Source organism: Sphingobium rhizovicinum, from assembly GCF_042647625.1.
Classification (GTDB): Bacteria; Pseudomonadota; Alphaproteobacteria; order Sphingomonadales; family Sphingomonadaceae; genus Sphingobium; species Sphingobium rhizovicinum.
This window is the reverse complement of the sequence record NZ_JBHRVU010000004.1, coordinates 2,143,855-2,168,447: the sequence shown is the minus strand read 5'-3', so window position 1 is coordinate 2,168,447 and position 24,593 is coordinate 2,143,855. Positions and strand designations below refer to the sequence as shown.

Annotated in this window: 22 protein-coding genes and 1 pseudogene; 15 read left to right on the top strand and 8 right to left on the bottom strand. The window is 64.7% G+C overall.

Translation table 11 applies throughout. From position 1 onward, the window contains the following. Position 1 precedes the first annotated feature (1 nt). Both cobI and cobJ read left to right on the top strand, forming a co-directional pair. Complete coding sequence (gene cobI, locus ACFOKF_RS11680; RefSeq protein ID WP_380797764.1) at positions 2-724, top strand: precorrin-2 C(20)-methyltransferase; 723 nt, start codon at positions 2-4, stop codon at positions 722-724. After that, entirely contained in the window at positions 721-1,470 is a 750-nt protein-coding gene (cobJ, locus tag ACFOKF_RS11675) for a precorrin-3B C(17)-methyltransferase (protein WP_380795807.1), read from the top strand. Before cobI ends, cobJ begins: the two co-directional genes overlap by 4 nt. Here the strand turns inward: cobJ and ACFOKF_RS11670 are convergent. Beyond that, positions 1,446-2,195 carry a cobalt-precorrin-6A reductase gene (locus tag ACFOKF_RS11670; RefSeq protein WP_380795805.1) on the bottom strand — a complete coding sequence of 250 codons (750 nt, stop codon included), beginning with the start codon at positions 2,193-2,195 and terminating at the stop codon, positions 1,446-1,448. The two genes, cobJ and ACFOKF_RS11670, sit on opposite strands and share 25 nt — an antisense overlap. On the opposite strand from ACFOKF_RS11670, the gene cbiE reads away from it, so the two are divergent. Genes cbiE through bluB form a run of 7 tightly spaced genes read left to right on the top strand, consistent with a single transcriptional unit; the run spans position 2,194 to position 7,845 of the window. Next, on the top strand, positions 2,194-3,399 hold the full coding sequence (gene cbiE, locus ACFOKF_RS11665) for a precorrin-6y C5,15-methyltransferase (decarboxylating) subunit CbiE (RefSeq protein WP_380795804.1): 1,206 nt from the start codon (positions 2,194-2,196) through the stop codon (positions 3,397-3,399). The genes ACFOKF_RS11670 and cbiE overlap by 2 nt on opposite strands. Continuing rightward, positions 3,396-3,761: a cobalamin biosynthesis protein gene (locus ACFOKF_RS11660; protein ID WP_380795802.1), complete on the top strand. Its 366-nt coding sequence runs from the start codon at positions 3,396-3,398 to the stop codon at positions 3,759-3,761. Before cbiE ends, ACFOKF_RS11660 begins: the two co-directional genes overlap by 4 nt. Continuing rightward, entirely contained in the window at positions 3,758-4,543 is a 786-nt protein-coding gene (gene cobM / locus ACFOKF_RS11655) for a precorrin-4 C(11)-methyltransferase (protein WP_380795800.1), read from the top strand. The genes ACFOKF_RS11660 and cobM overlap by 4 nt, the downstream gene beginning before the upstream one ends. Further along, positions 4,540-5,847, top strand: coding sequence for a cobyrinate a,c-diamide synthase (locus tag ACFOKF_RS11650; RefSeq protein WP_380795799.1), 1,308 nt, complete (start codon positions 4,540-4,542; stop codon positions 5,845-5,847). Before cobM ends, ACFOKF_RS11650 begins: the two co-directional genes overlap by 4 nt. Next, on the top strand, positions 5,844-6,599 hold the full coding sequence (cobF, locus tag ACFOKF_RS11645) for a precorrin-6A synthase (deacetylating) (RefSeq protein WP_380795797.1): 756 nt from the start codon (positions 5,844-5,846) through the stop codon (positions 6,597-6,599). Before ACFOKF_RS11650 ends, cobF begins: the two co-directional genes overlap by 4 nt. Then, entirely contained in the window at positions 6,596-7,201 is a 606-nt protein-coding gene (gene cobO, locus ACFOKF_RS11640) for a cob(I)yrinic acid a,c-diamide adenosyltransferase (RefSeq protein ID WP_380795796.1), read from the top strand. Before cobF ends, cobO begins: the two co-directional genes overlap by 4 nt. Then, positions 7,198-7,845 (top strand): 5,6-dimethylbenzimidazole synthase, encoded by a 648-nt coding sequence (bluB, locus tag ACFOKF_RS11635; protein WP_380795795.1) that lies wholly within the window; start codon positions 7,198-7,200, stop codon positions 7,843-7,845. The genes cobO and bluB overlap by 4 nt, the downstream gene beginning before the upstream one ends. 36 nt (positions 7,846-7,881) lie before the next feature. Here the strand turns inward: bluB and ACFOKF_RS11630 are convergent, their stop codons facing one another. Genes ACFOKF_RS11630 through ACFOKF_RS11600 form a run of 7 tightly spaced genes read right to left on the bottom strand, consistent with a single transcriptional unit; the run spans position 7,882 to position 16,669 of the window. Next, the gene (locus ACFOKF_RS11630; protein ID WP_380795793.1) at positions 7,882-9,339 is read right to left on the bottom strand and encodes a GH1 family beta-glucosidase; all 1,458 of its coding nucleotides are present in this window, start codon (positions 9,337-9,339) and stop codon (positions 7,882-7,884) included. 14 nt (positions 9,340-9,353) lie between these two features. After that, on the bottom strand, positions 9,354-11,678 hold the full coding sequence (locus ACFOKF_RS11625) for a glycoside hydrolase family 31 protein (protein ID WP_380795791.1): 2,325 nt from the start codon (positions 11,676-11,678) through the stop codon (positions 9,354-9,356). A gap of 18 nt (positions 11,679-11,696) precedes the next feature. Beyond that, complete coding sequence (locus ACFOKF_RS11620; RefSeq protein WP_380795789.1) at positions 11,697-13,322, bottom strand: alpha-L-fucosidase; 1,626 nt, start codon at positions 13,320-13,322, stop codon at positions 11,697-11,699. Continuing rightward, positions 13,322-14,116 carry an SGNH/GDSL hydrolase family protein gene (locus ACFOKF_RS11615; protein WP_380795787.1) on the bottom strand — a complete coding sequence of 265 codons (795 nt, stop codon included), beginning with the start codon at positions 14,114-14,116 and terminating at the stop codon, positions 13,322-13,324. Before ACFOKF_RS11615 ends, ACFOKF_RS11620 begins: the two co-directional genes overlap by 1 nt. Before the next feature lie 17 nt (positions 14,117-14,133). Next, the gene (locus tag ACFOKF_RS11610; RefSeq protein ID WP_380795786.1) at positions 14,134-14,922 is read right to left on the bottom strand and encodes a GDSL-type esterase/lipase family protein; all 789 of its coding nucleotides are present in this window, start codon (positions 14,920-14,922) and stop codon (positions 14,134-14,136) included. Further along, the gene (locus tag ACFOKF_RS11605) at positions 14,919-15,887 is read right to left on the bottom strand and encodes an alpha/beta hydrolase (protein ID WP_380795784.1); all 969 of its coding nucleotides are present in this window, start codon (positions 15,885-15,887) and stop codon (positions 14,919-14,921) included. Before ACFOKF_RS11605 ends, ACFOKF_RS11610 begins: the two co-directional genes overlap by 4 nt. After that, positions 15,884-16,669, bottom strand: a complete 786-nt coding sequence (locus tag ACFOKF_RS11600; protein ID WP_380795782.1) for an IclR family transcriptional regulator — start codon at positions 16,667-16,669, stop codon at positions 15,884-15,886. Before ACFOKF_RS11600 ends, ACFOKF_RS11605 begins: the two co-directional genes overlap by 4 nt. A gap of 253 nt (positions 16,670-16,922) precedes the next feature. On the opposite strand from ACFOKF_RS11600, the gene ACFOKF_RS11595 reads away from it, so the two are divergent. From ACFOKF_RS11595 to ACFOKF_RS11570, 6 genes and pseudogenes are all read left to right on the top strand, one after another. Continuing rightward, positions 16,923-19,724 carry a TonB-dependent receptor gene (locus tag ACFOKF_RS11595; protein WP_380795780.1) on the top strand — a complete coding sequence of 934 codons (2,802 nt, stop codon included), beginning with the start codon at positions 16,923-16,925 and terminating at the stop codon, positions 19,722-19,724. 93 nt (positions 19,725-19,817) lie between these two features. Next, positions 19,818-21,044: an L-fucose:H+ symporter permease gene (fucP, locus tag ACFOKF_RS11590; RefSeq protein ID WP_380795778.1), complete on the top strand. Its 1,227-nt coding sequence runs from the start codon at positions 19,818-19,820 to the stop codon at positions 21,042-21,044. Next, positions 21,041-22,312 carry an aldo/keto reductase gene (locus ACFOKF_RS11585; protein ID WP_380795776.1) on the top strand — a complete coding sequence of 424 codons (1,272 nt, stop codon included), beginning with the start codon at positions 21,041-21,043 and terminating at the stop codon, positions 22,310-22,312. The genes fucP and ACFOKF_RS11585 overlap by 4 nt, the downstream gene beginning before the upstream one ends. Continuing rightward, a complete protein-coding gene (locus ACFOKF_RS11580) occupies positions 22,309-23,511 on the top strand; it encodes a UxaA family hydrolase (protein WP_380795774.1) in 1,203 nt (400 codons plus the stop codon). Before ACFOKF_RS11585 ends, ACFOKF_RS11580 begins: the two co-directional genes overlap by 4 nt. Then, a complete protein-coding gene (locus tag ACFOKF_RS11575) occupies positions 23,508-24,239 on the top strand; it encodes an SDR family oxidoreductase (RefSeq protein WP_380795773.1) in 732 nt (243 codons plus the stop codon). Before ACFOKF_RS11580 ends, ACFOKF_RS11575 begins: the two co-directional genes overlap by 4 nt. After that, positions 24,239-24,582: pseudogene (locus ACFOKF_RS11570) on the top strand (L-rhamnose mutarotase). Before ACFOKF_RS11575 ends, ACFOKF_RS11570 begins: the two are co-directional and overlap by 1 nt. Positions 24,583-24,593: the final 11 nt, after the last annotated feature.

Genomic DNA, 24,593 nt, shown 5'->3' with positions numbered 1-24,593 from the left:
CATGCCCGGCACCATTCATGGCGTGGGCCTTGGCCCCGGCGCGCAGGATCTGATGAGCGTGCGCACCGACCGGCTGGTGCGCGGTGCGCGCCATATCGCTTATTTCCGCAAGGCCGGCCGCCCCGGTCAGGCGCGCCGCATTGTCGAGGGGATGCTGCGCCACGACGCGATCGAGATTGCAATGGAATATCCGGTGACGACGGAAATTCCGCTGAGCGATCCGCGCTATAATGAAAGCCTGTCCGCCTTCTATGCCGATTGCACCGAACGACTGGCCGCGCTGGCGCAGGCGGGCGAGGATGTGGTGGTGCTGTGTGAGGGCGATCCCTTTTTCTATGGGTCCTTCATGCATCTGCACAGCCGGCTGACGGGCGTGGTGCCGGTGCGGATCGTGCCGGGGATCAGCGGCATGGCGGGGGCCTGGACCGCTAGCGGCGCGCCGATCACCTGGGGCGACGACGTGCTGACGGTGCTGATGGCGACTTTGCCGGAGGAGGTTCTGGTTCGTCGTATCCGCGATACCGACGCGCTGGTGGTGATGAAGATCGGCCGCAACCTGCCCAAGCTGCGCCGTGCGGTGGCGGCGGCCGGGCGCGAGGCCGAGGCCTGGCTGGTCGAACATGCGGCCATGCCGGAGCAGAAGGTGACGCCTTTGCGGGAGGCGGACAGCGTTACCCCCTATTTCTCGATCCTGCTGATCCACGGACAGGGGCGGCGGCCATGAGCGGCTGGTTGGTGGTTGCCGGGCTGGGGCCGGGCAACGAGGCGCTGGTGACGCCTGAAGTCACGACGGCGCTGGCGCAGGCGACCGACATTGTCGGCTATATCCCCTATGTCGCGCGAGTTGCGCCGCGCGACGGACTGACCCTGCACCCCACCGACAATCGGGTGGAGGGGGAGCGGGCGGCCCATGCGCTGGAAATGGCGGCGGCGGGGCGGCGCGTGGTGGTGGTGTCGTCGGGCGATCCGGGCGTCTTCGCCATGGCGGCGGCGGTGTTCGAAGCGCTGGAGGCGGGGCCGGATACATGGCGGGACATCGATATAAGGGTGCTGCCCGGCATTACCGCGATGCTGGCGGCGAGCGCACGGGTGGGCGCGCCGCTGGGCCATGATTTCTGCGCGATCAACCTGTCGGATAATCTCAAGCCCTGGGAGTTGATCGAGCGGCGGTTGCGGCTGGCGGTCGAGGCGGACTTTGCCATTGCCCTCTACAATCCCCGTTCGAAGGCGCGGCCGGAGGGCTTTGCCCGCACGCTCGGCTTGTTGCGTGAGGCCTGTGATGATGATCGGCCAATCCTGTTCGCGCGCGCCGTTTCGACACCGGAGGAAGTGCTGACTATCGTGCCGTTGTCGCAGGCGAAGCCGGAGATGGCGGATATGCGCACCATGATCATCATCGGGTCGAGCCAGACGCGGGTCATTACGCGTGCCGGTGCGCCGATCCTCTACACGCCCCGGTCGGTCATATGATCCAGCCAGTGCAGCACGGTGCGCGGATCATGGGCCTCGAGCCGGTCGGGCAGAGCGGGGCGATCGATCATCAGCACGGGCAGGCCGAGGCGACGGGCGGCGATCAGCTTCGCCTGCGCGCCGGTGCCGCCGGCATTCTTGCAGAGGATGAGGTCGATGCCATGGTCCTGCATCAGCCGCATGTCGCCATCGGCATCGAAGGGGCCGCGATCGACCAGCAGATGATGGTTGGGCAGCGCGGGAGGGATCACTGGTGCGTCGACGAAGCGCAGCAGATAGAAATGTTGCGGCTGGGCAGCGAAGGCATCGGCATGCATCCGGCCGAGCGCCAGCATGATGCGGCGGGCGGAGCCATCCAGCGCAGCGATAGCAGCGGCGATGTCGGGCACATGGGTCCATTGGTCGCCCTCTTCCGCGCGCCACTCGGGGCGCGTCAGGGCGATGAGGGGGATGCCGGTCTGTCGCGCGGCCATGACGGCATTGCCGCTCATCATAGCGGCGAAGGGGTGAGTGGCGTCGACCAGATGGGTGATGCCTTGGTGGCGCACATAGGCGGCCAGTCCCTCCGCGCCGCCAAAGCCGCCGACGCGCACCGGCACCGGTTGCGGCCGGGGATTGTCGACCCGGCCCGCATAGCTGAGCGTCGTCTGCTCGCCGCGTTCGGCCAGCAAGCGGGCCAGCGCGCTCGCTTCGGTGGTTCCGCCCAAAATCAGGATGTTGCGCATGGCTGAGCGTCCGGAAGAGCCATGGCTGACGATCGTCGGCTTGGGCGAGGATGGATGGGACGGGCTGGCATCGCCGGCCCGCGCGGCGATCGAGGCGGCGGAACTGGTCATGGGACCGGCCCGGCATCTGGCGCTGCTGGGGGAGCATAGGGGGCAGGCGGTCGAATGGCCAGTCCCCTTCGCCGACGGCATTAATTTGCTGCTGGCCGCGCGGGGCCGGCGCGTCGTGGCGCTGGCGTCGGGCGATCCCTTTTGGTTCGGCGCGGGGAGCAGTCTGACCCGGCATCTGGAGCCGGGCGAGTGGGTGGCGCATCCCGCGCCCTCGACCTTTGCGCTGGCGGCGGCGCGGCTGGGCTGGGCGGTGCAGGATATAGCCTGCACCGCACTTCATGCCGCGCCGGTGCCACGGTTGCGGCCGCATCTGGCGCCGGGGCGGCGCATATTGGCGCTGCTTCGGGATGGCGCGGCGGTGGGGGAGGTCGCTGCCTATTTGGGCGATCAGGACTTTGGCGCATCGACCATACACATATTGGAAGCGCTGGGCGGTCCGCGTGAACGAGTCCGGGCCATCTCGGCCGACGGTTCGATCCCGGATGATGTCACCCATCCGGTCGCGATCGGCATCGATACTGCGGGCGAGGGGCGGGTGCTGCCCAGTGCTTCAGGGATCAGCGACGACTGGTTCGAGCATGATGGCCAGATCAGCAAGCGTCCGGTGCGCGCGCTGACGCTGTCGGCACTGGCACCTCGTCCCGGTGAATTGCTTTGGGACATTGGCGCGGGGTCGGGATCGATCGGGATCGAATGGCTGCTCGCCCATCCTGCCAATCGGGCAGTCGCCGTGGAGCATGATCCGGTGCGCGCCGCGCGGATCAGGACCAATGCCGATGCGCTGGGCGTCGACCGGATCGCGGTCCTGACCGGCAGCGCGCCGGAACTGCTGCCAGACGGCGTGCCGGATGCGGTGTTCATCGGCGGCGGGCTGTCGCAGGCCTTGCTTGAAACGCTCTGGGCGCGATTGCCCGCCGGGCGGCGGCTGGTGGCCAATGCGGTGACGCTGGAGTCCGAAGCGCTGCTGGTGCGCTGGCAGGCGGAGAAGGGCGGGCATCTGCTGCGGGTCGAACTGGCCGAAGTCGCGCCGATCGGGTCGCGGCGGGGCTGGCGCGCCAGTTATCCGCTGGTGCAGTGGAGCGTCACCCTATGATCGTCGCCGGTTTCGGTTTTCGTACAGGGGCGACGGTCGAGTCGCTGCATCTGGCGCTGGAGGGTGCGCGGCATGGCCGCCTGACGATCACTCATCTGGCCTCGCCGCAGGACAAGCTGCCGTTGCTGGAGGCTTTGGCGACGGAACTGGGCCTGTCTGTCATCGGTGTGGTGCCCGACGTGTTGACCGCCATAGTCACGCCGACCCGATCGATCGCCAGTCTGGCGGAACGTGGGGTAGGCAGCGTCAGCGAAGCCGCCGCGCTGGCCGCCGCTGGCCCCGGCGCGCGGCTGATCGTCCATCGCTGCATTTCATCCGATCGCATGGCGACCTGCGCCATCGCCCAGGGAGCGACCTCATGACCATCCACTTCATCGGTGCCGGCCCCGGCGCGCCCGACCTGCTGACCCTGCGCGGGCGTGATCTGATCGAGGGATCGCCGGTCTGCCTCTATGCCGGATCGCTGGTCCCGGCGGCTCTGCTCGACCATTGTCCGCCCGGCGCGCGGATCGTGAATACGGCGCCACTGTCGCTGGACGATATCATCGCCGAAATGGCCGCCGCCCATGCCGATGGCCATGATGTGGCGCGGCTCCATTCGGGCGACCTGTCGATCTGGTCGGCGGTGGGCGAGCAGTTGCGGCGGCTGCGGGCGTTGAACATCCCCTTCGACGTGACGCCCGGCGTGCCGTCCTTTGCCGCTGCCGCCGCTGCGCTGGAGGCGGAACTGACCCTGCCGGGCCTAGCCCAGTCGCTGGTGCTGACGCGCACGCCCGGTCGCGCCAGCACCATGCCATCGGCCGAAAGCCTTGCCGCCTTTGGCGCGACCGGCGCGACGCTGGCCATCCATCTGTCGATCCATAATCTGGCGCAGACGGTGGAGAACCTGATCCCGCATCATGGCGCAGATTGCCCGGTGGCGGTGGTGTGGCGGGCAAGCTGGCCCGACCAGCGCATTGTCCGCGCCACGCTTTCCACTATCGAGCAGGCCGTCGCAGGCAGCATGGAGCGTACCGCCCTGATCCTTGTGGGGCAGGTGCTGGGATCGCCCGACTTCGGCGAAAGCAGCCTTTACGCGCCGGATTATGACCGCCGTTTCCGTCCGCAATCGGCGGATTCGCGCTTTGCGGAGTCCAGCGAATGAGCGCCCCCGGCCTGATGATCGCCGCGCCTGCTTCGGGCACCGGCAAGACCACGGTGATGCTGGGGCTGCTGCGGGCGTTGTCCGAAGATGGCCTGACCGTGCAGCCCTATAAGAGCGGGCCGGACTATATCGATCCCGCTTTTCACCGTGCCGCCTGTGGAAGGGCGTCCTTCAACCTTGATAGCTGGGCGATGACGCCGGGCCTGATCGACGCCATCGCGGCAGAGGCGACTGGCGCGGACCTCGTCATCGCCGAGGGATCGATGGGGCTCTATGATGGCGTCGCCAGCATCGGTGGGACCGGCCATGGCGCGAGCGCCGATATTGCAAAGCGCATGGGATGGCCGGTGGTGCTGGTGATCGATGTATCGGGGCAGGCCCAGTCCGCGGCCGCCACTGCGCTGGGCTTTGCCCGTTTCGATCCCGACCTGCCCTTTGCCGGAGTGATCCTGAACCGGGTTGCCAGTCCGCGCCATGAGCGGCTGGCGCGGCGGGGCATGGAGGCGGCGGGGATCAGGGTGCTGGGCGCGCTGCCCCGGCGTGGCGACCTGACGCTGCCGGAGCGGCATCTGGGGTTGGTGCAGGCGGTCGAGCATCCCGATCTGGATCGCGCCATCGCCGATTATGCGGCTTTCCTGCGTGACCATGCCGATTTGGAGGCTATTAGGCAGGCGGCGCAGGGGAATGTGCTGGGGCAGGGCGATGGCCTGCCATTGCCGCCCGCCCAGCGCATCGCTCTGGCGCGCGACGAAGCCTTTTCCTTCACCTATCCCCACCTGCTGGAAGGCTGGCGCCGGGCCGGGGCGGAGATACTGCCCTTCTCGCCATTGGCCGACGAAGCGCCTGCGGCCGATGCCGATCTCGTCTGGCTGCCGGGCGGCTATCCCGAACTCCATGCCGGGCGGATCGCTGCGGCGTCGCGCTTCCTCGCCGGGCTGCGTCGCCATGCGCAAAGCCGCCCGGTCCATGGCGAATGCGGCGGCTATATGGTGCTGGGCGAAGCGCTGATCGACAAGGCGGGCGAACGTCATGCCATGGCCGGGCTGCTCGGTCTCGTCACCAGCTATGCGCAGCGGCGGATGCATCTGGGTTATCGCCATGCGGCGCTGCTCGCCCCGGTCGCGGGCATGGCGGCCGGTACGGCGCTACGCGGGCATGAATTTCATTATTCGACGATCATTGAGCAGCCCGATGCGCCGCTCGCCTATGTCACGGATGCTGATGGCACCGCCGTTCCCGAAACCGGATCGCATCGTAACCAAGTGACCGGCACTTTCTTCCACATGATCGCGCCCGCCCGATGATCGACCTTACCCTCATCGGCATAGGCACCGGCGATGCACAGCAACTGACGCTGGCGGCGATCCGGGCGATGAATGCCGCCGACCTGATCCTGCTGCCGCGCAAGGGCGAGGAGAAGAGTGATCTGATTGCGGTGCGGCGGCAGATATGTGCCGATATGCTGACCAGCGCGACCAAGGTGGTCGAATTCGACCTGCCGGTTCGCCGCGCGCAGGGCGATTATCTGGGCGCAGTGAAAGACTGGCATGACGCCATCGCCGCTTGCTGGGCCGCGCAAATCGCGCACCATCTGCCGGATGGCGGCAGGCTCGCCTTGCTCGTTTGGGGCGACCCGTCCCTTTATGACAGCACGTTGCGCATTGCCGAGCGGCTGCGCGGGCAGGGCATGGACCTGTGCGTCACTGTGGTGCCGGGGATCAGCAGCCTCCAGGCGCTGACCGCCGCCCATGCCATTCCCCTGAATGCGCTGGCCGAGCCGGTCATCATCACCACGGGTCGGCAATTGCGCGACCATGGCTGGCCCGTTCAGGCAGACAGTGTTGCGGTAATGCTGGATGGTGGCGGCGCGTTTCAGGCGGTCGATCCGGCCGGCATCACCATCTGGTGGGGTGCCTATCTGGGCATGGTGCAGCAGGCGCTGATTGCCGGGCCGCTTAGCGAGGTCGGCCCCCGCATCATCGCCGAACGGGCGGCGCTGCGGGCGCGGCATGGCTGGATCATGGATGTCTATCTGATGCGGAAGGAAGCGAAATGAGCGAAGCGGACGAAGCCCGCCACGCCGAAAAAATGCGCAAGAAACAGGCGGCGCAGGCAAAGATCATGGCCAACAAGACCCAGGAAAAGGGGCTGCTGATCGTCCATACCGGCAAGGGCAAGGGCAAGACCAGCGCCGCGCTGGGCATGGTCGTGCGCGCCATCGGCCACGACATGAAGGTCGGCGTCGTCCAGTTCGTGAAGGGCGCGATGGCGACCGGCGAAAAGGCCGTGTTCGACGCCTTCCCCGATCATGTCGAATTCCAGCCAATGGGCGAGGGCTTTACCTGGAACACGCAGGATCGCGCCCGCGACATCGCCACCACCCGCGCCGCCTGGGATGAGGTGAAGCGGATGATCGCCGATCCCAGCTATGCTATGGTGCTGGCCGATGAACTCAATATCGTGCTGCGCTATGACTATCTGCCGGTCGATGAAGTGTTGACGGCGGTGAATGCGCGCGATCCGATGAAGCATGTGATCATTACCGGCCGCAATGCGCCCGACGCGCTGATCGAGGCGGCGGACCTTGTTACCGACATGGTGATGGTGAAGCATCCCTTCCGATCGGGGGTGAAGGCGCAGAAGGGCATCGAATTTTGACCAATGGCCCGCCGGATTTCGATGCGGCTTTTGTGGAGCAACTCGACGCCCTGATGCGCTGGCGGCGGGACGTGCGCCATTTCCGCACGGACCCGGTGCCGGAGAGCGATATACAGGCGCTGCTGGCCAGCGTCAGTCTGGCGCCCTCGGTCGGTCATGCCCAGCCTTGGCGGCTGGTGCGGGTGCGATCGGGCGCGCGGCGCGTGGCGATAGCCGAGCATGTCGATGCGCAGATAGTGGCGGCGGCGGAGCGTTATGCCGATCCCGCCCAGCGCGATCAGTATAGCAGGCTGAAATTGCATGGCCTGCGGGAGGCGCCGGAAATCCTCGCCGTCTTTTCCGATGATCGGCCGGTCGCGGGGCATGGGCTGGGCATCGCCACCATGCCGGAAATGCTGCGCTATTCGACGGTGATGGCGATCCATGGCCTGTGGCTGGCGGCGCGGGCGCGGGAAATCGGCATGGGGTGGGTGTCGATTGTCGATCCGGCAGCGCTGGCGGCGATGCTCGATGTGCCGGGCGAATGGACGCTGATCGCCTTGTTGTGCATCGGCTATCCGGCCCAGCCGTCCGACACGCCGGAACTGGAACAGCGCGGCTGGCAGGCGCGCGAGCCGCTGGCCGATCGGCTGTTCGAACGGTAAGGACGGCCCGGATCGCCGGGCCGTCCCATCATCCGATCACACCAGCTTGTTGGTGCGGACCAGTTCGCGATACCAGTCCGCGCTGAGCTTGGGCGTGCGCTTCTGGGTCTTGAAGTCGACATGGTGGATGCCGAACAGCTTGGTATAGCCATCCTCCCACTCGAAATTGTCCATCAGGCTCCAGACGAAATAGCCCTTCACCGGGATGCCTTCGCGGGTCGCGCGCTGAAGATGGGTGAGGTAGTTGCGCAAATACATGACGCGGTCGGTGTCATAAACCTTGCCGTCCGCTGCGACCGTATCGTCGGCCGAGCAGCCATTTTCGGAGATGTAGAGGCCCTTGGGCTTCCAGTTCTCGCTAATGGCGCGCATCCCCCAATAGATGACCTCCGGCGTGACGTAGAGCCAGGGGGAGGGCATGCGCGGCGCCTGACCCGGATGGGGCAGGATCTTGTAGCCCGACGGCGCAGTTTCGTCGGCGCGGACGGTGTTGCCGGTATAGACATTGACCGACAGGAAATCGAGCGGCGCGCCGATCAGCTTCATGTCGCCTTCCTTGACCACCGGCGCATCCTTGCCCTGCGCAGTCAGGTAGCTGTCGATGTAGCGGCCTTCCATGATCGCGGTCAGGAACATGGCGTTCTCTTCGCGCACGGCCTTCTTCACCGCCTCGATATGCTCGGGCGTCTCGATCGCCGGCACATAGATGTTGGGATTATCCGCAATGCCGACCTGCGTGCCCGACTTGGTCGCGGCGCGGATCGCCTGCACGCCCAGGCCATGGGCCAGCACGCCATGGTGGCGCACCTGATTGACGTCCTTCATCGGCAGCTTCAGGCCCGGCGCCTTGCCGCCGGTCATGTAGCTCAGATCAGTGAAGCAGCGCAGTTCGTTGAGCGTCATGAAGTTCTGCACGCGGTCGCCCAGCTTGCCCGCCGTATAGCCGGCATAGTCGGCGAAGGCATAGCTGGTGTCGCGGTTCTGCCAGCCGCCCGGCAGGGCATGGGGCAGATCCCAGTGGAACATGGTGACATGGGGGGTGATGCCCGCCGCCAGCAGCCCGTCGACCAGCCGGTTATAATAATCCAGCCCCTTGGCATTGGGCTTGCCCCGGCCATTGGGGAAGATACGCGACCAGGCGATCGAGAAGCGATAGGCCTTGACGCCCAGCGCCTTCAGCAGGGCAATGTCGTCCTGATAGCGATGATAGCTGTCGCAGGCGACGTCGCCGGTGTCGCCATTGGCGACCTTGCCGGGGGTGTGCGAAAATACATCCCAGTTGGTCTGGCCCCGGCCATCCTCATTCACGGCGCCCTCAATCTGGTAGGCAGCGGTGGCGCAGCCCCAGAGGAAGTCGGAAGGGAAGGCGAGATTGCCTTGCGGCGCGCCAGCGGCGGCGGTCTGCGCAGAAGCGCTCGTCGAGCCGGCAAGGCCCGCGCCCAGCGCTGCGGCGCCAAGCCCCATACCCAGTTGGCGGCGGTTGATACCCGTCATGTCTTCTTGTCTCCTTATTGACCGACGATCTGCACCAGACCGGCGATTGCCTGACCGGTGGGCAGCTTCGTCTTGCTCGTCAGCGTCTTTGCCTTGTCGTCCCAGACCAGTTCGGCCTTCATGCCGCCCTTGCGATAGGCATTGGTCGTGCCGTCATCGTCATAAAGGGTGAAGCGCGCGTCGGCACCCGGATAAACCCGGATGCTTTCCAAGGCCTGCTTCTCGGCCGTGCTCTTCACCTGCACACCCATCGGCACGATCGACCCGGCTTTCACGAACAGCGGGATGCGGTTGATCGGGGTATCCACCTCGATCGTCTGGCCGCCTTCATATTTCTGGTTGGTCCAATAGTCATACCAGGCGGTGCCGGCGGGCAGATAGACCGACCGCTTGGTCTGGCCCTGCTTGGTCACTGGGGCGACCAGGAAGGCGGGGCCGAACATATATTGGTCGCCGATGTCCGACACTTTGGGATCGTTCGGGAAGTCCATGAACAGGCCGCGCATGAAGGGCGCGCCCGTATCATAGGTGTGGCGGCCCAGCGCGTAGATATAGGGGACCAGCGTGTAGCGCAGGCGCAGCCAGTCGGCCAGAATCGGCTCAGCCGCCTTGCCATATTCCCACAGCGCCGTGCCTGGGCGCTGGCCATGGATGCGCAGCGTGGGCGTGAAGACACTATATTCGAACCAGCGCACGAACAGTTCGGGATAGTCGGGATAGTCCGCGCCCATCGCTGTCGCGCCTGCCGGATCGACCAGGATCGGATTTTCCGCCTTCGGGCCGCTCGGCCACTGCCAGCCGCCAATGTCGCTGCCCCAATAGGCCAGGCCTGACGCGGTGAAGTTGAGGCCGGCGGGCACCTGCCGCTCCAGCGCTTCCCAGGTCGATTTGACGTCCGACGACCAGAAGAGGCCGCCATTGCGCTGCGATCCCAGATAGGCGGCGCGGGCCAGGATCATGTTGCGGAAATTGGGCCGGTCCCGCTCCGATCCTTCGGCGACACCGGTGGTGTGCACCAGCGGGAACAGGTTATGGTAACGGTCGCCCGATCCGATCGAATATTGATAGCCGTCGGGGATCAGATCCGGTTCCGTTTCGTCCAGCCAGAACCAGTCGAAGCCCTGGCTTGCGATATTGTCGCGGATCTTGCCCCAGAACCATTCGCGCGCCTGCGGATTGGTGCTGTCGATCAGCGCGCCGGCACGGTCGGATCGCATCGGCAGGCCGTCGATCAGATTGCCATCCTTGTCATGCAGGAACCAGCCCTTCGCCTTCAAATATTCAAAATAGCGGCCTTCGCGCTCGAAACGCGGCCACACGCTGATGATCGATCGCATGCCCATGGCGTTGAGCGTGTCGTTCATCCCCTTGGGATCGGGATAATAGGTGTGGTCGATGTCAAGCTGACCCATGCGGGTCCAGTAGAACCAGTCGAGCACCATGACGTCGAGCGGCAGATTGCGCTGGCGATAGCCATTGGCGATGTCGAGCAGTTCCTTCTGGCTCTCATAGCGCGCCTTGCTCTGGATCAGGCCGAAACCGGCCTTGGGCGGCAGCGGCGTGGCGCCGGTCAGCTTTGCGTAACCGGCATAAAGTTCGTCCGTGCTCTTGCCGGTGATGACGAAGAAGGAGACGCGCTCGCCGACCTGGCTCTGGAAGCGAGTGCTGCTGTGCAGGCCCGGCCATACCAAAGTGCGGGCCGGATTGTCCCAGACGATGCCATAGCCCTTGTTGGTGACGAGGAAGGGGACGCAGACGGTTTCGCCGGCCGGCGCATCATAGCTGTGCGAACAGTCGATCTGCTTGCCGCGCAAATCCATGAAACCTTCCTGGTTCTGGCCCAGACCATAATAATGTTCGTCGGCCGGGGAATCGAAGCTGGCGCCCACCTTGAAGGTCTTTTCGCCATTCACCGTCACCGGTGCCATTTCCCAGCCGGTCATCTTGGTGAGCAGCGTGCCGCTGGCGTCCTTCACCGACAGGCTGACCGGCGGCAGGGCGGGCGCGAAATAGCGCTCCATCTGGGTCGGTGCCTTGGGCCATTCTTTGGCGTCGATGGTCAGGCTGATGGCAGAGGAGGTGAAGACATCGCCAGTCGCGTCGGTGCGGTGGGTCCAGCCGCTCGCATCCGCCTTAGCGTTGGGGCCTTCGCCCGGCGCGGCCGAGGCAAGGTCAGGATCGACCGCGATCGTCACGCGCACGATGTTGGGCGCATAAGGCTCCACCGCGACCCGGCTGCCATGACGGTCGAGCAGCGCCATCGGTTCGGCAAAGGCGGGGGCAGCCATGGCAAGGCAGGACGCGCCAAGCGCGAAGGCGGTGAGTTTTCTTGCGATCATCCCTGTAAATCCCTGTTCTTAAACGAGGCCATGGCCGTCGATGCGGACGGCCGGCACGAAATTGACGCCATGCGGCATGGTGAAATGAAGGCCCGCGCTATCCTGCCGGAAGGCAAGCGGGCCACCGCCGAGCAGTGTCACCCGTTCGATCTGGCCGCCCGTGCGGCCGCGCGCCAGTGAGCGGATAGTCGTAGATCCCTGCGCCCGGCCCAGGAACAGCGCATAGAGCGCTCCCTTGTTGGTGGTGAAGCGAATGTCCTGAGCGGTGAAGGGCTTGGCTTTCTCTTCATTCTGCATGCCAGCAATCAGCTGCGTCGGCCCTTCGCCATAGATGCGCCAGGGCCGCGACCCGAAGATCGCCTCCCCGCCATGGGTCATCCATCCGGCCATGCCGTCCAGCACCTTCTCCGTCTCGCTGTCGATGGAGCCATCGCCCGGTTGCGGGATGGAGAGCATGAGATTGCCGTTTTTCGACACGACGTCGGCCAGCCGCTGGATGACTTCCTCCGCGCTCTTGTAACTTTTGTCGTGCAGCCGGGCTTCATTGTAGAACCAGTCGCCGATGCAGGTGTCGGTCTGCCAGGGTTCGTCCCATAGATGGTCGGTGAAGCCGCGCTCCACATCCTGCACCATGCCGAACCGGGCATAAGGCTTCAACTGCTTGCCGGTCAGCACGACGTCGATCTTGCCGTGCCATTCGATCGACCGGTTATAATAGTCCGCCGCCGCTTCCAGCCCTACGGGGCCGAAGGGCAGTTCATGATCGTCCATATAGACCATGTCGGGCTTGTACTTCGCGACCAGATCGGTCTGGCGCAGCAGCCAGCGGGTGACATAGGCCGGATCGTCCTTCGGCCCGGTTTCGATCCACTGGCCGTTATTCGCGTCATGCCATTTGTCCATCGCCTCGATCGTGTCGATGCCGTCGGGCAGTACGGCATGGCCGCCGGTATAGAGTTCGCGCGGATCGAGACCGTCCCACCATTTGCCGACGCCATCGGCCTTACGCAGCGTATAGGCGTCGTAACGCACGCCCTTCTTCGGGCCGATCGGGTCATAGCCATAGGCCGGCTGATACCAGTGCCAGGCATGGGCGGCATGGTTGGACACGCCGAACTTCATGCCCGCCTTGCGCGCCGCTTTTTCCCAGATGCCGACAATGTCCTTCTTCGGCCCGACGCGCAGGCTGTTCCAGGCATGATAGCGGCTGTCGTAGCAATCGAGATTGTCATGATGGCAGGCCAGCGCCATGAAATATTTGGCGCCCGCCTTCTGGTAGCGGGCCATCAGCGCATCCGGCTCCCACTTGTCGGCGGTCCAGAGATTCTGGATGTCCTTCATCCCCGCGACCGACGGATGGCCGTAGGTCTTGAGGTGATGCTCGTACATGGGGTGGCCCTGCATATACATGAAGCGGCCATACCAGTCGCCCTGCGCCGGCACCGATTGCGGGCCCCAGTGCGACCACATGCCCAGCTTCGCGTCGCGGAACCAGTCGGGATAGCGGTAATTGTTGACCAGCGAAGGCCAGCTTGCCTGCACCGGGCCTTTGGCGGTGCCCATAGGGCTGGCCGCGCGGGCGGCATTGGCAAGGCCCAGCGCGGCCGCGCCCGCCAGGAAGGATCGGCGTCCGAAATCCTGCATCACTTTTCCCCCAAAGTCTTGGCGATCGCGGCTTCGGCCAGCGGGCGCATGATGGCATAGCCTTCCCTGGTCGGATGGACGCCGTCGCTCGACAGGCCCGGCTTCATCGCGCCATCGGGTTGCGCCATCGCGCTATGATAATCGACGAAGGTGAAGCCGTTGGCGCGAGCATAATCGGCCAGCCATTTGTTGATCGCGGCGACCTGCGGCGCGGGCGTCATGCCCGGGCTCCAGGGGAAGGCGGCGGCGGGCGGGACGGAGGCGATGATGACCTTGATGCCATGGGCGCGGGCAAGATCGGCCATGGTCTGGATGTTGCCCAGCACGGTTTCCATCGTCGCCGCGCCGGTATTGCCGGCGATGTCGTTGGTCATCGCCATGATGTGGACCGCCTGCGGCTTCAGCGCGATCACGTCATTGCGGAAGCGCACCAGCATCTGTTGCGTCGTCTGGCCGCTGATGCCGCGATCGACCAGCCCGTTCTGGAACATCGCAGGGTCCAGATTGATCCAGTTGTCGGTAATGGAATCGCCCATGAAGACGACGCGCACCTTCTGGCCTTCGAACGCCTTGTTGGCGGCGGCATAGCGGCACAGTTGCCCGAAATCGCGGGTCAGCATGTGCAGGTTCCAAAATTTCCAGCCGGCCTCGTCGGTCGGCTTGGGATGGACTGGGCAGGGGGCGGCGACGATGCCAACCGGATCGTCGGCATGGGGATCGCCCGGCACCTTGGTTTCCGCATGCGCGGCGCCAGCGATAGCCAGCGCGCAAAGAGCAGCCGTCAGGCGAAACATCCGCATCTCTCCCTTTCTCAGTTCTTTCGCAGCGCCCGGTCGATCGCCCGCTGCGCGATCGGGGCCATCACCGCATAGCCACTGTCGAGCGGATGCACGCCGTCCTGCGTATAAGCGGCGGTCATCAGGCCGTTCGGATCGACCATCGCGCTATGATAATCGGCGAAGACATGGCCATGCTGCGCACAAAAGGCGCGCAGCCACTGGTTGAGCGCCACCAGTTCGGCCGGCTTGCGCTCCTTCACCACATCCTTGGCGGCGTCGGTATAGTTGTTGACCGGCAGGATCGATCCAAACACGACCCTGATATGATGGGCGGTGGCGATGTCGGCCATCGCTTCCCAATTGGCCTCGATCTGGTCGGGCCTTTCCTGCTGCAGGAAACCTTGCACATCGTTGATGCCCGACAGGATCACCACGACCTTGGGCTTGAGCGCCACGACATCCTGATGGAAGCGCAGCAGCATTTGCGCCGTCACCTGACTGCCGATGCCACGATTGACATAGGGTTTGCCGGGGAAACTGGCGGCCAGGTTCCAGCGGTCCGTGATGGAATCGCCCAGAAAGACGACGCGCTGCTCGCCCGGCTTGGGCGCGGGCAGGGCGGCGTTGGCGGGCGCGTAAAGATAGCGTTCGCCGAAATCCTGCATCATGCTGGGCACCAGCTTGGCGCGGAACGGACCAAGCCATGGCCCCCAGTCCTTTTCCACTACGGTTCGCCGCTCGGGCGAGCTTTGGTAGTCGCCGGGCGTGGCCAGTGCGCCGCTGGCGCTGAGCGTTAGCAGCAGGGCGATCAGCCGTTTCATGCCGGGATCAATCCATGCTTTGCGGCGAAAGTCGTCAATAATTCCGGCCAGACCGCTGCCTGCATCTCCTTGGGCAGGCGCACGCCGAAGCCATGGCCGCCATCTTCGAAAATATGCAGCGCGACCGGGCGCTTTGCGGCCTCCATCGCCTGAAACAGGGCGATGCTGTTGGCCGGCGGGACCAGCCCGTCATCGCTGGCATGGACAAGGAAGAGGGGCGGGGTGGCGGCATCGACCCGCAACTCGACCGATCGGCTGCGGCGCACCTGCGTATCGGCGCCTTCGCCCAGCAGCATGTCGCGCGATCCGCCATGGGTGAAGGGCGCGTCGAGGCTGACCACGGGATAGATAAGAGCGGCCAGATCGGGCCGGGCAGTTTCGCGGTCGGCTGCATCGACGGAATCATAGACTTTTTCGCCATGACGGGTGGCCAGCGATCCCGCCAGATGGCCGCCGGCGGAAAAGCCCAGCACGCCGATCCGATCCTTTGAGACAGCGAATTGGACAGCTTGGGCGCGAATGATGCGCATGGCGCGTTGCGCGTCCTGAAGGGGGACATCTTGCCGCTGTTTCCAGCCTTCGCCGGGCAGGCGGTAGAGCAGGATGAAGGCGGTGATGCCGCGTGCGTTGAGCCAGGCGGCCTGACTGGTGCCTTCATTGTCGTAGGACAGGAAGCCATAGCCGCCGCCGGGCACCACCAGCATTGCCGCGCCATTGGGGCGGGCGGGGCGGCGCACCACCAGTATCGGGCGTTCGATGCCGGTGATCCAGCGATCGGGCTTGGCCGGGTCTTTCGACTGGTCGTCGATCTTGCGGATGATGCGCGCGTCGGTGCTGCCAGGGGGCGGGCCGGGCCACAAATCGATGATTTCATCGGTGGGGGTGATCTGGGCGGCGGAAAAAGAGGGGAGGGCGGCAAGCCCGGCAGCGGCGATCAGGGCGGCGCGGCGATCGAGCAGGGTCATTGGGCGTCCTCGCCATTTCGTATCGGTATCGTAACTATTGGCGACATGGCCGTGCCGATTGCGTGGGCGGCGTCGCGGACCATCTGGCCGCACGCCTCCAGCGTCGCCCGGTTCGCAGCGCCATCGACAAAGGGCATGGTGAGCGCGGCGCGCGCGACGCCGCCGACCAGTATCGGGGCGGACAGGTCGGTAATGCCCGTGAGCATCGGACTGGGGGAAATGGCGCCGCCGGCGGCGACAGCCGCATCCAGCCGCGCGATCAGTTCGGCTTCGTCGAACAGGTCGCCGGTCGCGCTGATGTCCGCCAGCATGGCGGAGCGCGCGTCGGGCGACTGGAAGGCGAGCAGAATGCGGCCGCTGTTGGAGCGGTGGAGCGGGCGACGATAGCCGATGCGCACGGCAAAGCCGGACAGGCCGGGCGCTTCGATCGCGATGATGACGACCATTTCGGCGCCCGATGCGACGGCGAGGTGGCAGCTTTGCCCGGCCCGACGCGCGAGATCCTGCATCACCGGCAGGGCGGTGGAGGCGAGATCGCGAATCGGCGGCTGGCTCATGCCCAGCGCGAACAGACGGTTGGTCAGCCGATAGCCTTCTTCGGCGCGGGCAATATAGCCATGCTCCTCCAGCACCTGAAGCATGCGGAATATTTCACTGACGGATCGGCCCAATGCGGTAGATATGTCAGACATGATCAACGGTTCGCTGGCGGAAGCGAGAAGCTCCAATATTTCCAGCCCCTTCGTCAGCGCCGGCGCCTGATAGCGCGTCTTGCCGGTCATGCTGAGCCTCCCCTTTTGTTTTCGCTACCATCGCTGGCCGCAGCCACCGTTGCCGATAAGCCTCTACTAAGCTCCATCCACCCATGAAATCAATTTTTATATTTCATAATTTGAAATGTGGGAGTAATGGGAGCGCGTCTTGGTATCGCTCCCAATGCGGGCCGGGACATGAAAGGGAAATGTTTTTGGCCGCTCTGTGCGGTCTCGAATCGATCAGCGCTCCGACCCAGGGGCCAGGGAGAGGAAGGGTTCCATGACCAAGATGATTCACATGCCGCGTCGCGCCGCGTTGATGGCGGGGATTTCGATCGCCAGCGTCGCGCTGGGATGCAGCGCCCATGCGCAGGACGCCGCCGCGCCCGAACAGGCAGCGCCCCCGGCCGAAGAGGGCGACATCGTCGTCACCGGCGTGCGCGCCAGCCTTTCCAGCGCCCAGTCGATCAAGCGCAACAGCGATGTGATCGTGGATTCGATCGTCGCCGAAGACATTGGCAAGTTGCCCGACCGCAATGTCGCCGAAGCGTTGCAACGCATCACCGGCATTCAGATCCAGCGCAGCTTTGGCGAAGGTTCCTCCGTCGCCATTCGCGGCCTTAGCCAGGTTCGCACCGAAATTAACGGTCGCGACGTGTTTACGGCCAATGGCGGCCGCACGCTGAGCCTGGAAGATGTGCCGTCCGAATTGCTGGCGGGCGTCGATGTCTACAAAAATCCGTCGGCCGACCTGATCGAAGGCGGCATTGGCGGCCTCATCAACCTGCGCACGCGCAAGCCGTTCGATTTCGACGGGTTCAAGGCGTCGGCCAGCGCCAGCGTCAACTATTATGACATGTATGGCAAGTCGAAGCCGCAGGCGAACCTGCTGCTGTCGAACCGTTGGGACACGGGCATTGGTGAAATCGGCGTGCTGGTCGACCTGGCCTATCAGAAGACCGCCTTCCGTCAGGATCAGATCAGCAGCCAGCCCTTCTTCCTGCTGGACCAGTCGTTGAAGGCCGATGGCACCCCTAACAATGCCACCGATTATGCGACCGCGCAGGGTCTGGGCCGTCTGGGCAAGCCGACCTATCTGCCCCATGGCGTGGGCATCGGCCAGTATCTGGGCGATCGCCAGCGTATCGGCGCGGACGTTGCGGTGCAGTGGAAGCCGACCGACACGCTGCTGGTGACGGGCGAATATGTCCGTTCGGATTACAAGTTCCAATATGGCGACTATAGCTTCTTCGCCTATACCGGCACCAATTCGATCACCCCGGATTACACCGCGCCCTTCACCTTCGACGATGACGGCAATTTCCGCAGCGGCACCTTCGTCAACGTGCCGATCGATTCCAACACCAGCCTGGAACGTCGCAAATCCGTCACCAACGACTTCTCGCTGAACGTGAAGTGGAACCCGACCAGCAACCTGACCGTCACCGCCGATGGTCAGTTCATTCGCGGCGTGACCGATGGTCAGCGCTCCATCGTCATCCTCCATTCCAATGCCGAACGCCTGTATCAGGTCGTGGGCAATGGCGTGCCGACCATGGACATCCTGCCCGACAGCAACCCCGCCAACGGCAATGGATCGGTCACGGACATCGCCAACTACGCTCCGCTGGGCGGCGGCTATCTGGACCATATCGATCATTCGGTGGGCAAGGAATATGCCGGCCGTCTGGACGCCGAATATAAGTTCGATGCCGGCATCATCCGCTCCATTTCGGGCGGTCTGCGCTATACGGATCGCACCGCCGTGACCGACAGCAGCACCTATGCCTATTATGGCACCAGCGCGCTGGCGGACAATCTGTATGAAGTGCATCCCTTCCGCGGCGATCTGTATCGCGGCTATCAGGGCGTACCCGCCGGCGGCGTGTTCTTCAGCCGCGGCATCGTGCTGGATTATGACGCCACCCGTCAGGCGTTGGCCCCTTATGTCGATGCGTCGCAGCGCCAGTCCCTGCTGGACGGCGTCAGCTATGTGCCCAGCGATCGCAACACCCAGGGCGAAAAGACCTATACGGCCTATGGCGTCGCAAAGTTCGACTTTGAGGAGGCCGGCTTCCCGCTGGACGGCAATATCGGCGTGCGCGTGATCAAGACCAAGGTCGCGACCGACGGCTTCAGCGTCCAGACGCCGCAGGCTGAATTGCCCAATGGCGAACCGACCAATGGTGCGATCAGCTATGTCCCGATCAGCGTCAATTCCAGCTATACCAAGGCGCTGCCCAGCCTGAACCTGCGCTATCACTTCACCGATCGTCTCCAGCTGCGTCTGGCGGCGTCGAAGGGGCTGACGCGGCCGGACTTTTCGCAGCTCAACCCCAACATCAACATTGTCGAATTCAACCCCGGCAACGGCATCCGCACCTCCAGTTCGGGCAATCCCTATCTGAAGCCACTGGAAGCCAAGCAGTTCGATGCGTCGCTGGAATGGTATTTCTCGCGCACCGGATCGCTCTATGCCGCCGGTTTCTACAAGAAGGTGGATGGCTTCATCGCCAACATCGCCACCGACGAAACCTATGATTTCGGCAATGGTCCCTTCACCGTGTCGGTCAGCCGGCCGCTCAATGGCGACAATGGCAAGATCAAGGGCTTCGAAGTGGGCGGCAACAGCTTCTTCGACTTCCTGCCGGGCCTGTGGTCGGGCTTTGGCGTGCAGGCCAACTTCACCTATGTCGACAGCAAGGCGCCAAGCCCGGCTGCCACCGACAATGAAGGCAATGCGCTGATCGTGCCGCTGGAGCAGCTGTCCAAGTACAGCTACAATCTGATCGGCTTCTACGACAAGGGACCGCTTTCGGCCCGCGTCGCCTATAACTGGCGCAGCAAATATGTCGTCACGACACGCGGCAATGGCAGCGGCGAATTGCCGATCTTCAATGCGGCGCGCGGTCAGCTCGACGCATCGCTGACCTACACGGTCAACGATCATTTCGGTCTGACGGTCGATGGCGTGAACCTGACCAACACTGAAAACCGGACCTATTACGGCATTCCCAGCCGTCCGCAGTCTTCGGTGCTCAACGATCGCCGGATCAGCATCACCGCGCGCCTGACCTATTGATCCATGGCGCGGGCGTTCATAGCGTCCCCCTCCTGGCGGGCCGGACCCATAAAGGGCCGGCCCGCTCTTTCAGGAAACAGAGAGGATGGCCTGATGCATATGCCGGGAGCCGGTATCGAACGGAGTAGCAAGCGGGCCATGGTCCTGACCACGGGGCTGTTTTTCCTGTGGGGCGTGGCCAATAATCTCAACGATGTGCTGATCGCCCATTTTCGGCATGTTTTTTCGCTGACGGATTTTCAGTCGGGACTGGTCCAGTCGGCTTTTTATCTGGGCTATTTCTGCTTCGCCATTCCGGCCGCGCTGGCGGCGGAGCGGTTGGGCTATAAGGCGACGATCATCCTCGGCCTGTTGCTGTTTGGCGCGGGTGCGCTGCTGTTCCTGCCGGCTTCGATCCAGCTGAGCTATGGCTTCTTCCTATTCGCCCTGTTCGTGATCGCCAGTGGCCTTGCCTTTCTGGAAACCGCCGCCAATCCGATGGTGGCCGCGATGGGGGCGGCCGAAGGCGCGGCGCAGCGGCTCAATCTGGCGCAGGCGTTCAACCCGCTGGGGTCGATTGCCGGCGTGGCGCTGGGCGCCAGCCTGATCCTGTCCGATGCGCCACAGCAGGGCGCGGCCGGGGCCGCCGCCGTGCAGCTTCCTTATCTGGCTATTGCGCTGATCGTTCTTGGCTGGGCGGTGGTGCTGGGCCTTACTCGTTTCCCCAGCGCCGCGACGGAGGCTTCGCATGGCGGGGGGGCGGCGCTGGCGGGCTATGGCGCGCTGTTGCGGCGGCCGCGCTATCTGGCGGGGGTGGCAGCGCAATTTTTCTATGTGGGCGCGCAAGTCGGCGTCTGGAGCTATCTGATCCGCTATGCGCAGCAGGCGATGCCGGGCATCGGCGCGCAGAAGGCGGCCTGGCTGCTGACGCTGTCGCTGGCGATCTTCATGATCGGCCGTTTCGTCGGCGCGGCGTTGCTGGCCCGGTTCGACGGGGCACGGCTGATGGCGCTGTTTGCAGGCATCAACATCGCGTTGTCGCTGGTTGCGGCATTGGTTGGCGGCGTCGTCGGCCTTGCTGCGCTGGTGGCGACCAGCTTCTTCATGTCGATCATGTATCCGACCATCTTCGCGCTGTCGTTGCGGGGATTGGGGCCGCTGACCAAGGCCGGGGCGTCGATGATCGTCATGGCCATTATCGGCGGCGCAGTGCTGACCATGGCGATGGGGCTGCTGTCAGACATCAGCGGCACGATCCGCATGGCGATGCTGGTGCCCGCTTTCTGTTTTGCTGTTGTCGCTCTCTATGCCCGCGCCGCGCGACGGGAAGGAACCGCATGATCCCATTTCCCACCCTTGGCATGGGCACAGCGCCCATAGGCAATCTCTATCGCGTGGTGAGCGATGAGGAAGCGCGCGCCACACTGGACTCTGCCTGGGATGCGGGCATCCGTTATTATGACAGCGCCCCCCATTATGGCTTTGGACTGGCCGAACGGCGGCTGGGCGCGATGCTGGCGGAGCGTGACCCGGCGGGCGAGGCGATGGTGTCGACCAAGGTCGGGCGCCTGCTGGTGCCGACCGATGCGCAGGGCGAACGACACGGCTTTGTCGATGCCGATCCGTTCGAGCCGGTCTTCGACTATGGCTATGATGCGGTGCTGCGTTCGTTCGAGGGCAGCCGCGAGCGGCTGGGGCGGGACCGGATCGATCTGTTGCTGGCGCATGATCTGGGCCGGCTGACCCATGGCGATGCGCATGACGATCATCTGCGCGCTTTCCTGAACGGCGGCTATCGCGCGATGCGGGATTTGCGCGATATGGGCGCGATCGGCGCGATCGGCATCGGTGTGAATGAAGTCGCGGTCTGTGACGAACTGCTGGACCATATCGAACTGGATATGATCCTGCTGGCGGGGCGTTACACGCTGCTCGACCGAAGCGGTGAAAAGCTGCTGGCGCGCTGTGCGGAACTGGGCGTGCAGGTGATTGTGGGCGGCCCCTATAATAGCGGCATATTGGCCCGCGACCTGCAAGGCCCGCTGCATTTCGATTATGGCGCGGCCAGCGCGGAAATCGTTGCGAAGGCGCAGCGCCTGTCCGACGTTTGTGCGCAACATGGCGCGGCATTGCCTGCCGCCGCGCTGCAATTTTCGCTGCGTCACCCGGCCGTTGTCAGCATCATTCCGGGGCTGGTCGGTGTCGATCAGGTGGCCGACACGATGGCGCGTCTGGCCATGGCGCTGCCCGAACCGCTTTGGCCGGCACTCGACGCGGCCCTTATCAGGAAAGATCCTTCCATGCTTCAGGATGATGCGCGGCTGATCCTGCTGCATCCTAACGATAATGTGCTCATCTGCGTCCGCGCGATCGAGGCGGGGGATATATTGCCGGCCTCTGGCGGCACCATCCCGGCGCGCGAGGGCATCGCCATCGGCCACAAGGTCGCCCGCACGGCCCTGCGCGCCGGGGACAAGATCATCAAATATGGCGCGCCGATCGGGTCGATGACCGCAGACGCCGCCACTGGCGACTGGGTCCATATGCACAATATGAAGAGCGACTATATCAGCAGCCATACCCGCACCGCGCTGGAGCCGGAGGCATGATCCGCGCCTGGCAGAGACAGGATGGGCGCAAGGGCATCCGCAATGTCGTGGCGGTCGCCTATCTGGTGGAGTGCGCGCATCATGTCGCGCGGCGGATCGTGGACAAGGCGGACGATCCCGATGTCCAGTTGATCGGCTTTCCCGGCTGCTATCCCAACGCTTATGCCGCCAAGGTGATGGAGGCGATCGCCACCCATCCCAATGTCGGCGGGCTGGTGATCGTGTCGCTGGGTTGCGAGAGCTTCAACCGGGAACGGCTGCTGGCCGTGGCGCGGGCGAGCGGGCGGGCGGCCGAATTGCTGGTGATCCAGGAGGTGGGCGGCACGGCGGCGACGATCGCGGCGGGGCTGGAGGCAGTGGAGCGCGTGCGCGCCGCCATCGCCGATGTGCCGCGCGTCGATATGGGCGTGGAGGAACTGGTCGTTGGCACCATTTGCGGCGGGTCGGACGGAACCAGCGGCATCACTGCAAACCCGGCGGTGGGGCGCGCTTTCGACCGGCTGGTGGCCGATGGCGCAGCTTGCATCTTTGAAGAGACGGGCGAACTGGTCGGCTGCGAGACGATCATGGCCGATCGCGCCCGCACGCCCGAACTGGCGGTCGCGATCGAGGAATGCGTGCAGAAGGCCGAGCGCTATTACACGATTATGGGCTTTGGCAGTTTCGCGCCGGGCAATGCGGAAGGCGGGCTGACGACGCAGGAGGAAAAGTCGATGGGAGCTTATTCCAAGTCCGGCTCCTCGACGATCGACGGCATATTGAAGCCGGGCGACGTGCCGCCGACAGGTGGCCTCTATCTGCTCGACGTCGTGCCCGATGGCGAGCCGCGTTTCGGCTTCCCCAACATCTCCGACAATGCCGAGATCGTCGAACTGATCGCCTGCGGCGCGCATCTGACTTTGTTCACCACCGGGCGTGGATCGGTGGTGGGATCGGCCATTTCGCCGGTCATCAAGATTTGCGCCAATCCCGACACTGGCCGTCGCCTCGCCGCCGACATGGACGTCAATGCCGGCCGCATCCTGGAAGGCGAAGCGACGCTGGAACAGGTCGGCACGGAGATATACGACAGGGTGCTCGCCGTCGCGGCGGGTGAACGCAGCATTTCAGAATCCCTTGGCCATCAGGAGTTTATTTTGACCTATAAGGCTTTCGATCCCATCGGCCCCGAATGTCTCCCCACGAGTGTTCGCGCATGAGCGGGCGTCTGGCAGGCAAGGTCGCGCTGATCACGGCGGCGGCGCGGGGCATCGGCCGGGCAAGCGCGCAGCGTTTCGTGGCGGAGGGCGCGCGGGTGATCGCGACCGACCGCGATTTCGATGCGCTCGAAGGGCTGGACGGCTGCGAACTGCGCGCGCTCGACGCGACCGATGGCGCGGCGGTGCGGGCGCTGGCGGCGGAGGTCGGCCCGATCGACATTCTCGCCAATATCGCGGGCGTGGTGCATGCCGGCAGCATACTCGAATGCTCGCAGGAGGATTGGGACTTCGCCCTCTCGCTCAACATGACCGCCATGTATCACACTATCCGCGCCTTCCTGCCCGCCATGGTGGAAAAGGGCGCGGGATCGATCGTCAACATGTCCTCCATCGCCAGTTCGGTGAAGGGCATCCCCAATCGCTTCGCTTATGGCGCGAGCAAGGCGGGCGTCATCGGCCTGACCAAGGCGGTGGCCGCCGATTTCGTGGGGCAGGGTGTGCGGTGCAACTGCATCTGCCCCGGCACGATCGACACCCCTTCGCTGCAACAGCGGTTGCACGATACCGGCGATTACGCAGCGGCGCAGGCCGCCTTCGTCGCGCGCCAGCCCATGGGGCGGCTCGGCCGGGCGGAGGAGATTGCCAATCTCGTCCTCTATCTCGCCAGTGACGAGGCCGCCTTCACCACCGGCGCGGTCCATGTGATCGACGGCGGCTGGGTCAATTGATGCGGCATGTTCTGCTGATCGATCTGGCCGACGATGCGGAGGCCATCGCCCATTATGAGGCGTGGCACGCATCGGGCGCGCTGCCCCGGCGATCGGCGCCAGCATCCGCAATGCCGATGTGACGGCGATGGAAATCTATCGCAGTGGCAACCGGCTGGTCATGCTGATGGAAACCGGTCCCGCTTTCGACCCGGCGGCCAAGGCAGCGGCGGATGCGGCCGATCCGGCGGTGCAGGTGTGGGAGGCGCAGATGGACGGTGTCCAGCGCCCGCTGCCCTGGGCCGTGCCCGGTGCCAAATGGACCGAAACGACCCGCATCTTCTCCCTCGACGAACAGCCCTGAAAGGCCCTTTC